The organism is Microbacterium sp. NPDC078428 (assembly GCF_044542535.1).
GTDB lineage: Bacteria > Actinomycetota > Actinomycetes > Actinomycetales > Microbacteriaceae > Microbacterium > Microbacterium limosum.
Genome location: NZ_JBITUP010000003.1, coordinates 150201 through 164157, shown reverse-complemented (window position 1 = coordinate 164157; position 13957 = coordinate 150201). Strand labels below are relative to the sequence as shown.

Genomic DNA, 13957 nt, shown 5'->3' with positions numbered 1-13957 from the left:
CCGGTCAGACGGCCACGGTTGCGTCGGGGTCGATGAGCACGTCGTCGCCGGAGATCTCGACGACGTAGACGGGGACGGGCTCATAGGCGGGAAGGTTCAGGGGCTTGCCGGTGCGGAGGGAGAACGCGGATCCGTGCGCCCAGCATTCGAGGGTCTCCCCCTCGACGAAGCCGTCGGAGAGCGAGATGTCGCCGTGGGTGCAGGTGTCGCCGATGGCGTGGACGACGCCCTCGGCATCCAGCACGACCGCGATCGGCTTGCCGCCGACCTCGACGCGCTTCGCCGTGTCCTGCTCCAGTTCGCTCAGCGCGCACGCGCGCTCGAGGCTCACTCGCCGGCTCCCTGAGCCAGCTCCGCCTCGATGAGCGAGCTGAGCTCCTCCTGCAGCGAGCCGATGCCGATCTTCTGAACGATCTCCGTCAGGAAGCCGAGCACGACGAGGCGCCGCGCCTCGTCCTCGCGGATGCCGCGGGCCTGCAGATAGAACAGCTGCTCGTCGTCGAAGCGACCGGTGGCGGACGCGTGGCCGGCCCCTTCGATCGCGCCGGTCTCGATCTCGAGGTTCGGAATGGAGTCCGCCCGGGCGCCCTCGGTGAGCACGAGGTTGCGGTTGGCCTCGTAGGAGTCGGTCCCCTCGGCGTGCGGACCGATGAGAACGTCGCCGATCCACACCGTCCGCGCCCCCGATCCCTGCAGGGCCGCCTTGTAGAGGACGTCTCCCCGCGTGTGCGGACCCTTGTGATGCAGGTACACCTGGCTCTCGAGGTGCTGCGGCGCGTCGGCGAAGGCGAGGCCGTACAGCTCGCCCTGTGATCCCGCGCCGGCGAGCTCGACGGACGGGTTCACCCGCACGAGCCCGCCGCCGAAGCTGACCACCGTGTGACGCAGCGTGCCGTCGCGCTCGACGCGCGCCTGGTGGGCGGCGGCGTGGACCGCGTCGTCGTCCCACTGCTGCACCGAGACGACCTCGAGCGAGGCCCCCGGACGCACGATGATCTCGACGTTCTGGGCGAACCGGGCGGCACCGGTGTGGCGCAGCACGACAGTGGCCCGCGAGTGCGGCCGGGCCTCGATGACGACGTGCGCGTGGGCGAGCAGCTCCGCGCCCGCGCCCGGGAAGGTGACGACGACGGGTTCGTCGAGCTCGGCCTCGTCGGGGACGGCGAGGTACAGAGCCTCGGCGCTGCGCTTCCAGGCGATGGCCGCGGGAAGATCCTCGGGCTCGAAGACCTCGCCGCGCGGTGCCTCGCCGATCTCGAGCGACGCCGCAGCCAGCGGTCCGCTCACCTCGATCGAGACGGCACCGGCGTCGCCGGGCGCGTCCTGCAGCAGCGGAGCGATGCGCGCGAGCGGCGTGTGCTTCCAGTCGACCTCTCGGCCGGTGGGCTCGCCGAAGGCCGCCGGGTCGTAGGAGCGCATTCGGGCGGAGCGGGTCTGAACGGGAACGACGGACGTAGACGTCTGGCCCCATCCTCCGTCGGTGTGCGCCTGGCTTCCCGGCGCGGGGCGGGGGGTGGTTGTGGTCGTCATCTAGCCGACGGATCCTTCCATGCCCATCTCGATGAGTTTGTTCAGCTCGAGGGCGTATTCCATGGGCAACTCGCGCGCGATCGGCTCGATGAAGCCGCGCACGATCATCGCCATTGCTTCGTCTTCGGGGAGTCCGCGGCTCATGAGGTAGAACAGCTGCTCCTCGCTGACCTTCGAGACGGTCGCCTCGTGGCCCAGCTGCACGTCATCCACGCGGATGTCGATCGCGGGATAGGTGTCGCTGCGGGAGATCGTGTCGACGAGCAGGGCGTCGCACCGCACCGTGTTGGCCGAGTGATGCGCCTGCGGCTCGACGCGGACCTCGCCGCGGTAGCCCGCGCGTCCGCCGCCGCGGGCGATCGACTTGGAGACGATCGACGACTGCGTATAGGGCGCCATGTGGATCATCTTCGCGCCGGCATCCTGGTGCTGGCCCGGACCCGCGAACGCCACCGAGAGCGTCTCGCCCTTGGCGTGCTCGCCGACGAGGAAGATCGACGGGTACTTCATCGTCACCTTGGAGCCGATGTTGCCGTCGACCCACTCCATCGTCGCGCCCTCATGGGCGACCGCGCGCTTCGTGACGAGGTTGTACACGTTGTTCGACCAGTTCTGGATCGTCGTGTACCGGACGCGGGCGTTCTTCTTGACGATGATCTCCACGACGGCCGAGTGCAGCGAGTCGCTCTTGTAGATGGGAGCGGTGCAACCCTCGATGTAGTGGACGTAGCTGTCCTCGTCGGCGATGATCAGGGTCCGCTCGAACTGACCCATGTTCTCGGTGTTGATCCGGAAGTACGCCTGGAGCGGGATCTCGACGTGCACGCCCTTCGGCACGTAGACGAAGGAGCCGCCCGACCACACGGCGGTGTTCAGCGCCGCGAACTTGTTGTCCCCGGAGGGGATGACGGTGCCGAAGTACTCCTCGAAGAACTCCGGGTGCTCCCGCAGCGCCGTGTCGGTGTCCATGAAGATGACGCCCTGCGCCTCGAGATCCTCGCGGATCTGGTGGTAGACCACCTCGGACTCGTACTGCGCCGCCACACCGGCGACGAGGCGCTGGCGCTCGGCCTCCGGGATGCCCAGGCGCTCGTACGTGTTGCGGATGTCCTCGGGAAGGTCTTCCCAGGTCTGCGCCTGCTTTTCGGTGGAGCGGACGAAGTATTTGATGTTCTCGAAGTCGATCGCGGAGAGATCGGCTCCCCACGTCGGCATCGGCTTGCGGCCGAACAGCTGCAGCGCCTTGATGCGGCGCTGGAGCATCCACTCGGGTTCGGCCTTCAGCGCCGAGATGTCGCGGACGACGGCCTCGCTGAGGCCCCGTCGCGCGCTCGCCCCGGCGGCGTCGGCGTCGTGCCAGCCGAACTCGTAGACTCCGAGTCCCTCGAGCTCTGGCCGGTCGATCAGCACTTCAGACATGGTCACTCTCCTCTAGGCCGCAACGGTGTCATCCGCCCCGGCATTCCTTACCGTGCGGTGCACGGGAGGCAATGCCGCTGGTGGGCCCTCTCAGATGCGCAGGTCTTCGCGCCTACACTGTCTACACGTGCGCCTGCGCGTGTGCGCGCGCATGTCGACTCCAACGATTCTACAGGTACGACCCCTCGTCCCGGGCCGGTCCCGCCCCGGCCCGCCCGATTGGCGCGAAGGTCGTCCAGGAGGCCCATCCATGCCCGACCCGATCACCACCGCTCCCCCGCGCCCCACCTCCGCGGACGACCGCGGATGGCTGCCGCGCACCGTCGACGCCCGCGTCCGCGCGTTCGCGTGGATGTCGTTCGTCGCCGAGGTCCTGATCATCGCGACCGGCGGCGCGGTCCGGCTCACCGGCTCCGGGCTGGGCTGTCCCACGTGGCCCACCTGCACGCCCGAATCGCTCGTGAACACCCCCGAGATGGGCATCCACGGGGTCATCGAATTCGGCAACCGCACGCTGACGGGCCTCGTCGGCATCCTCGCGCTCGCGGTCGTCGTCCTGGTGTGGCGCATGCGCCGCACGCGTCGCGACCTCTTCCTCCTCGCGCTCGTCGTGCTCGGCGGCGTCGTGACGCAGGCGATCGTGGGCGGCATCACGGTCCTCACGGGCCTGAACCCGTTCATCGTGGGTTTCCACTACGTCGCGTCGCTCGTGCTCGTCTGCGTGTGCGCGGCCTTCCTGTATCTCTCGGTCCGGCCGCGCGGGGTGCGCTCCCTGCGCGTGCCCCCCGCGTTCGCGATCACGACCCACGTGACGACGTTCGTCCTGGCGGCCACGATCTTCTTCGGCGTCCTCACGACGGGCGCGGGTCCCCACTCCGGCGACGCGGCGGCCGGACGCAACGGCTTCGACGCCGAAGTGCTCGAACACGTCCACGCCTGGCCCGGCTACGCGCTGCTGGCGCTGACCCTCGCCCTGACGGTCATCGCCTGGGTCCGCTCCCTCGCGCCGCGAAGGTGGTTCGCCCTTCTGCTCGCACTTCAGGTCGTGCAGATCGCCGTCGGGCTGTATCAGGCCAGGAACGGCCTCCCGGAGCTGGCCGTCGGTGCACACATGGTGCTGGCCGCCCTCACCGCCGCGGCGATGACCGTCGTGGTGCTCTCCCTCTCGTCCCGCGCGGACCGGCCCACAGTCGATTCATAGGCGCCGGATAGGGTCCACCCGTGTGCGGCGGGGAGTGTCGGAGAGGTCAGCAACCCCGCCCGCACACAGAGGAGCACCGATGACCATCCGTCCCCGCATCACCCGCAGCATCCCTTTCTGGATCCTGGTCGCCGGCTCGCTCGCCGCGGCGATCGCGGGAGTGGTGATGACCCTCACGACCCTCGGCGCCATGTCGACGACCCTGCTGGATGGCAGCGCCACCGGTGTCGACGTCTACGTGGGGCAGGTCTGGGCGATCTTCGGAGCCGTGCTCCTCGGCGCGGGCATCCTCGGAGTCGCAATGGCGCTGACCCTCGCGACCGGCGCCTGGCTTCTACGCCCCGACATGGGGTTCCCCGAGCCCTCTCGCGATGAGGACGACGCGCCCGCTCACGAGCGTGACGCACCGGACGCCGCCGACGAGCCCGACGAGGCGCACGACGTGGAGGAGCCCTCGCGGCGCAGCTAGAACGGCAGGAGCGGGTCGACGGCGATCGCGACGAAGATGAGCGTCAGATACGTGATGGATGCGTGGAAGACGCGCATCGGTGCCGGCTCGGTCCCTCGCACCGCTCGCGTGTACAGCCGGTGCGACTCGTAGATGAACCAACCGCCGAAGACGAGCGCAGACGCCGTATAGACCAGTCCCATGCCCGCGACCGGGATGAGCAGCAGGGAGCATGCGACGGTCGCCCACGCGTAGAGGATGACCTGCAGACCGACCTGCGTGCCCGAGCGCGTCGCGCCCAGCATGGGCACGTCGACGTTGTCGTACTGCGCCTTGTACTTCATCGACAGCGGCCAGTAGTGCGGCGGCGTCCAGAGGAAGACGAGGGTGAACAGGACCAGCGGCGCCCAGGAGAGCGACCCCGTGACAGCCGACCATCCGATCAGCACGGGGAAGCATCCGGCAATCCCGCCCCACACGATGTTCTGTTCCGTGCGCCGCTTGAGGATCATCGTGTAGACGACCACATAGAAGAAGATCGCCGCGGCCGAGAGCACGGCCGCGAGCCAGTTGGTCGTGGCCCACAGCCAGAGCGTGGAGAACACCGCGAGCGTCCAGGCGAAGACGAGCGCGTTCCGGGGCGACACCTCGCCCGTCACGAGAGGACGGTTCACCGTCCTCTGCATGTGAGCGTCGATGTCGCGATCGAGGTACATGTTGAATGCCGCCGCGGAGCCTGCGCTCAGCGAACCGCCGATGACGGTGGCGAGGATGAGCAGCGGATGCGGCATCCCGCCGTGGGCCAGGATCATCACAGGGACGGTCGTGACGAGCAGGAGCTCGAGCACGCGCGGCTTCGTCAGAGCGACGTAGGCGCCGATCTTTCGCCCGAGGGACGTCTTCGCGGCGGGTGCCTCCGTGGGAGGCCTCGTCGTGATGTCCATCGCCCCCCGCTCGGTCCGCACGTGATGATCCACCGTGCAGTCTATGCCATCCCGCGTCGTCGCCCGCCCGGCCCGCGCGCACCAACCCCGCTTCGCTATGCTGAACGGACACACGCGCTTTCGCGCCGATCCCCTGAGCACGAACCCGCGGCTGCGGGCCATGTCACAGGGCCATGCGCGGGCGCTCCCCCACCAAACGAAGGGCGGTCCGGTGTCGGAGCTGCGTTGGGATGAGATCGATGAGCGCGCCGTGGACACGGTTCGCGTTCTTGCTGCGGATGCGGTGGAGAAGGTGGGCAACGGTCACCCCGGAACCGCGATGAGCCTGGCTCCTGCCGCTTACCTGCTGTATCAGAAGGTGATGCGTCACGACCCGACGGACACGGGCTGGCTCGGGCGCGATCGGTTCATCCTCTCGGCCGGCCACTCCTCGCTGACGCAGTACGTGCAGCTGTACCTCGGCGGGTTCGGTCTCGAGCTCGACGACCTCAAGGCGCTGCGCACGTGGGGCTCGCTCACTCCCGGACACCCCGAGTACCGCCACACGAACGGCGTCGAGATCACGACCGGCCCGCTCGGGCAGGGTCTCGCGTCGTCCGTCGGCTTCGCCTACGCGGCGCGCTACGAGCGCGGGCTGTTCGACCCGGAGGCGGCCCCCGGCACGTCTCCCTTCGACCACTTCGTCTACGTCATCGCCTCGGACGGCGACCTGCAGGAGGGCGTCACCGCTGAGGCCTCGTCGCTGGCGGGCCACCAGAAGCTCGGGAACCTCGTCGTCATCTACGACGCCAACCAGATCTCGATCGAGGACGACACCAACGTCGCGTTCACCGAGGACGTCGCGAAGCGGTACGAGGCGTACGGCTGGCAGGTTCAGACCGTCGACTGGAAGAAGACCGGCGAGTACGTCGAGGACGTCGCCGAGCTCTACAGCGCGATCGAGGCGGCGAAGGCCGAGACCGACAAGCCGTCGATCATCATCCTCAAGACCGTGATCGGCTGGCCCTCCCCGGGCAAGCAGAACACCGGCAAGATCCACGGATCCGCGCTCGGCGCCGACGAGCTCGCCGCGACGAAGAAGGTCCTCGGTTTCGACCCCGAGAAGAGCTTCGTCGTCGCCGACGACGTCCTCGCCCGCACTCGCGCCCTCGCCGAGCGCGGCGAGGCGGACAAGTCGGCCTGGCAGCAGGACTTCGACGCCTGGGCCGCCGCCAACCCCGAGCGCAAGGCGCTGCTCGACCGCCTGCTCGCCGGTGAGCTGCCCGACGGCATCCAGGAAGCTCTCCCCGTCTTCGAGCCGGGCAAGGACGTCTCCACCCGGGCGGCGTCGGGCAAGGTGCTCAATGCCCTCGCGGCGCAGATGCCCGAGCTCTGGGGCGGATCGGCGGACCTCGCCGAGTCCAACCTCACCACCATCAACGGCGCCGCCTCGTTCATTCCGGAGGAATGGTCGACGCACGAGTGGAGCGGCAACCCCTACGGGCGAGTCCTTCACTTCGGCATCCGCGAGCACGCGATGGGCTCGATCCTCAACGGCATCGTGCTGCACGGACCGACCCGCGCGTTCGGCGGAACGTTCCTCATCTTCAGCGACTACATGCGTCCGGCCGTGCGTCTGGCCGCGCTCATGGACATCCGCAGCATCTTCGTCTGGACGCACGACTCGATCGCCCTCGGCGAGGACGGCCCGACGCACCAGCCGATCGAGCAGCTCGCGACGCTCCGCGCGATCCCGAACTTCACGGTCGTCCGTCCCGCCGACGCCAACGAGACCGCCGCGGCATGGCTCGAGATCCTGCGCCGGCAGGCAGGCCCGGCCGGAATTGCGCTGACGCGCCAGAACATCCCCGTCTTCGACCGGGGCGAGGGCGACGCGGAGGGTGACACCTTCGCGTCGACGGCGGGCGTCGCCAAGGGCGCGTACGTGCTGGCGGAAGCCGCGAACGGAACCCCCGACGTGATCCTCATCGCCACGGGCTCCGAGGTGCAGATCGCCGTCGCCGCACGGGCGGCACTCGCCGAGCAGGGCGTCCACGCACGCGTCGTGTCCGCGCCGTCGCTCGAGTGGTTCGCCGAGCAGGACGCGAGCTACCGCGACGCGGTCCTGCCGCCGCACATCGGTGCTCGCGTGTCGGTCGAGGCCGGCCTCGCGCTCGGCTGGCGGGAGCTCGTCGGCGACAAGGGCCGCTCGGTCTCGATCGAGCACTTCGGCGCCTCCGCCGACTACAAGACCCTTTACACCGAGTTCGGACTCACGCACGACGCCGTCGTCCAGGCGGCTCTGGAGAGCATCAAGGAGAACGCATGAGCACCCCCACCGCACAGTTGACCGCCGCCGGTGTCAGCATCTGGCTGGACGACCTCTCCCGCGACCGGATCCGCACGGGCAACCTCGCCGAGCTGATCGAGAGCCGCAATGTCAGCGGGGTCACGACGAACCCGACCATCTTCGCGGCCGCGCTCTCGAAGGGCGAGGCGTACGAGGAGCAGGTCGCGGCCCTCTCCGCGCGCGGCGCGAGCACCGATGAGGCCATCTTCGAACTCACGACGGACGATGTCCGGGCCGCCTCCGACATCTTCCGCGGCGTCTACGACGCCACCGACGGCGTCGACGGCCGGGTCTCGATCGAGGTCTCCCCCGACCTCGCGCACGACACCGCGGCCACCGTCGCGGAGGCGCGCAAGCTCGCCGCCGCCGTCGACCGCCCGAACGCTCTGATCAAGATCCCCGCCACCAAGGCCGGACTCCCCGCCATCACCGAGGTGATCGGCGCGGGCATCAGCGTCAACGTGACGCTGATCTTCAGCCTGGAGCGGTACGCCGCTGTCATCGATGCGTACCTGTCGGGGCTCGAGAAGGCGCAGGCTGCCGGCATCGACCTCGCCGGCATCCAGTCCGTCGCGTCGTTCTTCGTCTCGCGGGTGGACACCGAGGTCGACAAGCGCCTCGCGGAGATCGGCACGGAGGAGGCCGCCGCGCTGAAGGGCAAGGCGGGCATCGCCAATGCCCGTCTGGCGTTCGAGCTCTACCAGCGGGAGTTCGCGACGGACCGCGCCCAGGCCCTCCTCGCCGCGGGTGCGAACGTGCAGCGTCCCCTGTGGGCCTCGACCGGGGTGAAGGACCCCGCGCTGCCCGACACCCTCTACGTCACCGAACTCGTCACGGCCGGCACCGTCAACACGATGCCCGAGAAGACCCTCGAGGCCACCTTCGACCACGGTGTCATCGGGGGCGACACGATCACCGGCGCCTACGCCGAGGCGCACCAGGTCTTCGACGACCTCGCCGCAGCCGGGGTCGACGTCGACGACGTGACGCAGGTGCTCGAGGACGAGGGCGTCGAGAAGTTCGTCGTCTCGTGGCGCGAGCTGCAGGACACGGTCAAGGCCGCCCTGGCGGGTGCCGCGGAGTCGACCCGATGAGCTTCGAGATCCACGTGTCGGGGGCCCCGAAGGCGGCCGTCGAGGCCACGGTGCCGGCGCTCATCGCCGACCTCGTGGCTTCGCGGATCACCGCGGGCGATCCGACGCTGTGGGGCCCGGCGGCCGAGGAGGAGGCGTCGAAGCGGCTCGGCTGGGTCGATGCGGTCTCGATCTCGCGACCGCTCGTCGCCCCCATCGAGCGCCTCCGTGCCGACTTCTCGGCGCGCGGTGTCGATCGTTTCGTCCTCGCCGGAATGGGCGGATCATCCCTCGCGCCCGAGGTCATCACCCGCACCGCGGGCGTCCCGCTGGTGATCCTCGACTCGACGGCACCCGGGCAGGTCCTGGCGGCGCTCGACGGCGACAGCGAGTCCGGCGGACTCGAGCGCACGGCGCTCATCGTGTCGTCGAAGTCCGGCTCGACGGTGGAGACCGACTCGGCGCGGCGGGCCTTCGAGGCCGCGTTCCGCGACCTCGGTATCGACCCTGCCGAACGCATCGTCGTCGTCACCGATCCCGGGTCCCCTCTGGACGCGTCCGCTCGCGAGGCCGGCTACCACGTCTTCAACGCCGACCCCAATGTCGGCGGGCGGTACTCGGCGCTCACGGCGTTCGGACTGGTGCCATCGGGGCTTGCCGGCGCAGACATCGGCGAACTGCTCGACGAGGCCGACGCCACGCTGCTCGAAGTGGCCGTAGACAGCCCCGAGAACCCCGCGCTCGCGCTGGGTGCCGCGATCGCGGCGACGCAGAACGCGGCCGGTGCGCGCAAGGACAAGCTCGGGCTCGTCTCCGACGGCACCCACATCGAGGGCCTGCCCGACTGGATCGAGCAGCTCATCGCGGAGTCGACGGGCAAGGACGGCACCGGCATCCTGCCCGTCGTCCTCCTCCCCGTCTCCCCCGAGCTCGAGGTCGAACTCCACGACCTGCTCGTCGCGCGACTCGTCGACGACGCCGCGCACTTCCGCATCCTGGAGCGCCACCCCGGCGAGGTGCTCGTGAGCGGCTCCCTGGGCGCGCAGCTCGTGGTCTGGGAGTACGCCACCGCGATCGCCGGCCGCCTCCTCGGCATCAACCCGTTCGACCAGCCCGATGTGGAATCGGCCAAGGTCGCCACCCGCGGTCTGCTCGAGCAGCGTCCCGAGCCGTCCGCGCCCGCCTTCGTCGTCGACGGTGTCGAGGTTCGCGTGAGCGAGCCGGAGCTTGCCGCGTCGGGAACGATCGCGGGCGTCCTCGACTCCCTCTGGTCCCGGCTCGGACCCGACGGGTACGTCTCGGTGCAGGCGTACGTCAATCGGCTGGAGATCCCCCAGCTCGCAGGACTGCGCGAACTCGTCGCGGCCGACTCCGGCCGGCCGACGACGTTCGGCTGGGGGCCTCGCTTCCTCCACTCCACGGGCCAGTATCACAAGGGCGGCCCCGCCACGGGCGTCTTCCTGCAGATCACCGAACGCACCGACGTCGACCTGGAGATCCCCGGCCTGCCCTTCACCTTCGGTCAGCTGATCGAAGCTCAGGCCGCGGGGGATGCCTCGGTCCTCGCCGCCCACGGACGCCCCGTCGTCACGCTCACGCTCACCGATCCCGCTGTCGACGTGCTCTCGCTCTTCGAAGCCGCGCAGTAGCTCGGGCCGACACCACGCAAGGACGGACCATCTCGCCATGCCACCCATCGAGATCTCGCGCGGACACAACCCCCTGCGCGACCCCGACGACCGCCGCCTGAACCGCATCGCAGGGCCCAGCGCGCTCGTGATCTTCGGCGTGACAGGAGACCTGTCGCGCAAGAAGCTCATGCCCGCGGTGTACGACCTCGCCAACCGCGGACTGCTTCCCCCGGGGTTCGCCCTGGTGGGTTTCGCACGCCGCGACTGGGAGGACCAGGACTTCGCCGCCGTCGTCTACGACGCCGTCAAGCAGCACGCGCGCACGCCCTTCCGTGAGGACACGTGGAATCAGCTGCTCCAGGGAATCCGGTTCGTCTCGGGCGAATTCGACGACCCGGACGCCTTCGCCCGGCTTCGCCAGACCGTGGAGAAGCTCGACGTCGAGCGGGGCACGATGGGAAACCACGCCTACTACCTGTCGATCCCGCCCAAGGACTTCCCGCTCGTCGCACGCCAGCTCCGCGACTCGGGCCTCGTCGGGGAGGACGCCGCGGGAGACGATTCGTGGCGCCGGGTCGTGATCGAGAAGCCGTTCGGTCATGACCTCGCCTCCGCTCGAGCCCTCAACGAGGCGCTCGAGGTCGCGTTCCCCGCGGATTCGATCTTCCGCATCGACCACTATCTCGGCAAGGAGACGGTCCAGAACATCCTGGCGCTGCGTTTCGCCAACGAGTTGTACGAGCCGATCTGGAACCGCAACTACGTCGACCACGTGCAGATCACGATGGCCGAGGACATCGGCGTCGGCGGCCGGGCCGGATACTACGACGGCATCGGCGCCGCGCGGGATGTGATCCAGAACCACCTGCTGCAGCTGCTCGCCCTCACTGCGATGGAGGAGCCGATCAGCCTGGACGCCAGCCACCTCCGCGCCGAGAAGGAGAAGGTGCTGGCCGCTGTGGAGCTGCCCGAGAACCTCGCCGAGGCCACGGCTCGCGGCCAGTACGCGGGCGGATGGCAGGGCGGCGAGAAGGTGCGCGGCTTCCTCGAGGAGGACGGCATGGACCCGTCCTCCACCACCGAGACCTTCGCCGCCATCAAGCTCGAGATCGCGACGCGCCGGTGGGCGGGGGTGCCCTTCTACCTCCGCACCGGCAAGCGCCTGGGCCGCCGCGTCACCGAGGTGGCCGTCGTGTTCAAGAGGGCTCCGCAGCACCTCTTCGCACGGAGCCAGACGCTCGAGCTCGGCCAGAACGCGCTCGTGATCCGCATCCAGCCCGACGAGGGCGTGACGATCCGTTTCGGGTCCAAGGTGCCCGGCGCCGGCACCCAGGTGCGCGACGTCACGATGGACTTCGGGTACGGGCACGCCTTCACGGAGGCGAGTCCCGAGGCGTACGAGAGGCTCATCCTCGACGTGCTCCTCGGCGAGCCACCCCTGTTCCCGCGTCACGAAGAGGTCGAACTCTCCTGGCGCATCCTGGACCCCGTCGAGGAGTTCTGGGCACAGGAGGGCGGCCCCGTCGAGCAATACAGCCCGGGCTCGTGGGGGCCGGCGTCCGCCGATGCCCTGCTCGCCCGTGACGGCCGCGTTTGGAGGCGCCCGTGATCATCGACCTGCCCGACACGACTGTCAGCAAGATCGCGCGCTCGCTCGTGTCGACCCGCGAGGAGGGCGGGGCCGTCGCGCTCGGCCGCGTGCTGACCCTCGTCATCGCGACGCGACAGGGAGTCGCGGAGGATGCGATCGAGGCCGCCAACGACGCGTCCCGCGAGCATCCCATGCGGGTCATCGTGCTGATGACCGACGACACCGGCGACGCCCGCCTCGACGCGCAGATCCGCGTCGGGGGCGACGCGGGTGCCAGCGAGGTCGTCGTGCTGCGTGCGCACGGCGGCGCGGCATCCAACGAGGAGGCCCTCGTCACGGGGCTGCTGCTTCCGGACGCACCCGTGGTCGTCTGGTGGCCGGACACTCCCCCGGCGGTGCCCTCCTCCTCGCCGCTCGGCCGTATCGCCCAGCGCCGGATCACCGACGCATCCACCGGGCCCTTCGAACCGCGGCGTCTCCAGGAGCTCGGCGAGGTCTATGCTCCCGGCGACACCGACCTCGCCTGGACGCGCCTGACGCACTGGCGCGAGCAGCTCGCCGCCGTGCTCGACCAGCCGCCGTTCGACCCCGTCACAAGGGTCGAAGTGCGCGGAGCGAGCTCGTCTCCGTCGACCGCGCTTCTCGCCGCGTGGCTGCGACTGAAGCTCGACGTGCCCGTCTCCTGGGAGTACATGCCCTCCGGCGAGTGGTCGGAGGGCATCAAGTCGGTGCGTCTCGTCCGCGACTCCGACGACATCCTGCTCGAGCGTCCGAACCCGGGAGTGGCCTGCCTCACGCAACCGGGACAGCCGCGCCACGATCTCGTGCTCCCCCGGCGCACCCTTCGCGAATGCCTCGCGGAGGAACTGCGTCGCCTCGACCCCGACCTGCTGTATGGTCGGGTGATCAGCGAGGGGTGGTCGCTGCTGGACCCCCCGACGAGCCGGGAGTCTGATGTCGTCTGAGCTTTCCGCCGAGAGGCGTGTCGTCGTCAGTGCCGACCGTGCCACCGTCGTAGACGTCGTCTCGCGGCGGCTCCTCGACAAGCTCACGAGGCTCACGAACGAGAAGGAGCGAGTCCATCTCGCCCTCACGGGCGGGGGCGCGGGTATCGGGGTGCTCGCCGGCGTCGCCGACCACCCCGCGCGCGACCAGGTCGACTGGAGCCGCGTGCATTTCTGGTGGAGCGATGAGCGCTTCGTCCCCCAGCAGGATGCCGAGCGCAACGATCTCCAGGCACGCGCCGCTCTCCTCGACGTGCTGGACGTTCCGGAGGAGAATATCCACTCGATCGCATCGACCGACTCGGGTCTCAGCGCAGAAGAGGCGGCAGAGCGCTATTCCGAGGAGCTCGCCCGGTTCGCCGACGACACCTCCGGCCCTCGGTGGCCGTCGTTCGACGTGTGCCTGCTGGGCGTCGGTCCCGACGCCCACATCGCCTCCCTCTTCCCGGATCGGGACGAGATCCGCGTGAGCGACAGCGGGGCCGTCGCCGTCCACGACTCCCCCAAGCCTCCGCCGACCCGGGTGACGCTGACCAGGCCGGTCATCAACGCGTCCCAGCGCGTCTGGCTCGTACTCACGGGCGCCGAGAAGGCCTCCGCACTCGGTCTCGCGCTGGCGGGGGCCAGCTACCTGAGCGTTCCCGCCGCAGGCGCCAAGGGACGACGCAGCACGCTGTTCTTCGTCGACGTGGATGCCGCGGCCGAGGTTCCGGAAGAACTCATCGATCCCGACTGAAGATCCCGAAGCGCTCCAAGCCGCACCCCGGTCGTGGTCGACGGACGCGAG

At 69.6% G+C, this 13957-nt stretch carries 12 protein-coding genes; 8 read left to right on the top strand and 4 right to left on the bottom strand.

Features of this window, described 5'->3' with window-relative positions:
- Positions 1 to 4: 4 nt before the first annotated feature.
- Genes ACIGCK_RS07150 through sufB form a run of 3 tightly spaced genes read right to left on the bottom strand, consistent with a single transcriptional unit; the run spans position 5 to position 2949 of the window.
- Positions 5 to 331: a non-heme iron oxygenase ferredoxin subunit gene (locus ACIGCK_RS07150; protein WP_330169644.1), complete on the bottom strand. Its 327-nt coding sequence runs from the start codon at positions 329 to 331 to the stop codon at positions 5 to 7.
- Positions 328 to 1530: a Fe-S cluster assembly protein SufD gene (gene sufD, locus ACIGCK_RS07145; protein WP_396664947.1), complete on the bottom strand. Its 1203-nt coding sequence runs from the start codon at positions 1528 to 1530 to the stop codon at positions 328 to 330. Before sufD ends, ACIGCK_RS07150 begins: the two co-directional genes overlap by 4 nt.
- Positions 1531 to 2949 carry a Fe-S cluster assembly protein SufB gene (gene sufB / locus ACIGCK_RS07140; protein WP_396664945.1) on the bottom strand — a complete coding sequence of 473 codons (1419 nt, stop codon included), beginning with the start codon at positions 2947 to 2949 and terminating at the stop codon, positions 1531 to 1533.
- A 250-nt stretch (positions 2950 to 3199) separates the two neighbouring features.
- On the opposite strand from sufB, the gene ACIGCK_RS07135 reads away from it, so the two are divergent.
- Together ACIGCK_RS07135 and ACIGCK_RS07130 are read left to right on the top strand one after the other, a co-directional pair.
- The gene (locus ACIGCK_RS07135) at positions 3200 to 4150 is read left to right on the top strand and encodes a heme A synthase (RefSeq protein WP_396664944.1); all 951 of its coding nucleotides are present in this window, start codon (positions 3200 to 3202) and stop codon (positions 4148 to 4150) included.
- Positions 4151 to 4229: 79 nt separating this feature from the next.
- A complete protein-coding gene (locus tag ACIGCK_RS07130; RefSeq protein ID WP_396664942.1) occupies positions 4230 to 4619 on the top strand; it encodes a dinucleotide-utilizing enzyme in 390 nt (129 codons plus the stop codon).
- Here ACIGCK_RS07130 and ACIGCK_RS07125 read toward each other — a convergent pair.
- Positions 4616 to 5542: a heme o synthase gene (locus tag ACIGCK_RS07125; protein WP_330172012.1), complete on the bottom strand. Its 927-nt coding sequence runs from the start codon at positions 5540 to 5542 to the stop codon at positions 4616 to 4618. The genes ACIGCK_RS07130 and ACIGCK_RS07125 overlap by 4 nt on opposite strands.
- A 211-nt stretch (positions 5543 to 5753) precedes the next feature.
- On the opposite strand from ACIGCK_RS07125, the gene tkt reads away from it, so the two are divergent.
- Genes tkt through pgl form a run of 6 tightly spaced genes read left to right on the top strand, consistent with a single transcriptional unit; the run spans position 5754 to position 13906 of the window.
- Complete coding sequence (tkt, locus tag ACIGCK_RS07120; protein WP_396664941.1) at positions 5754 to 7850, top strand: transketolase; 2097 nt, start codon at positions 5754 to 5756, stop codon at positions 7848 to 7850.
- Positions 7847 to 8965: a transaldolase gene (gene tal / locus ACIGCK_RS07115; RefSeq protein WP_396664939.1), complete on the top strand. Its 1119-nt coding sequence runs from the start codon at positions 7847 to 7849 to the stop codon at positions 8963 to 8965. Before tkt ends, tal begins: the two co-directional genes overlap by 4 nt.
- Positions 8962 to 10593, top strand: a complete 1632-nt coding sequence (locus tag ACIGCK_RS07110) for a glucose-6-phosphate isomerase (RefSeq protein ID WP_396664938.1) — start codon at positions 8962 to 8964, stop codon at positions 10591 to 10593. The genes tal and ACIGCK_RS07110 overlap by 4 nt, the downstream gene beginning before the upstream one ends.
- Positions 10594 to 10630: 37 nt before the next feature.
- Positions 10631 to 12184: a glucose-6-phosphate dehydrogenase gene (gene zwf, locus ACIGCK_RS07105; RefSeq protein ID WP_330169652.1), complete on the top strand. Its 1554-nt coding sequence runs from the start codon at positions 10631 to 10633 to the stop codon at positions 12182 to 12184.
- On the top strand, positions 12181 to 13131 hold the full coding sequence (locus ACIGCK_RS07100; protein ID WP_396664937.1) for a glucose-6-phosphate dehydrogenase assembly protein OpcA: 951 nt from the start codon (positions 12181 to 12183) through the stop codon (positions 13129 to 13131). The genes zwf and ACIGCK_RS07100 overlap by 4 nt, the downstream gene beginning before the upstream one ends.
- Entirely contained in the window at positions 13121 to 13906 is a 786-nt protein-coding gene (pgl, locus tag ACIGCK_RS07095) for a 6-phosphogluconolactonase (RefSeq protein ID WP_396664935.1), read from the top strand. Before ACIGCK_RS07100 ends, pgl begins: the two co-directional genes overlap by 11 nt.
- The last annotated feature ends 51 nt before the right edge of the window (positions 13907 to 13957 follow it).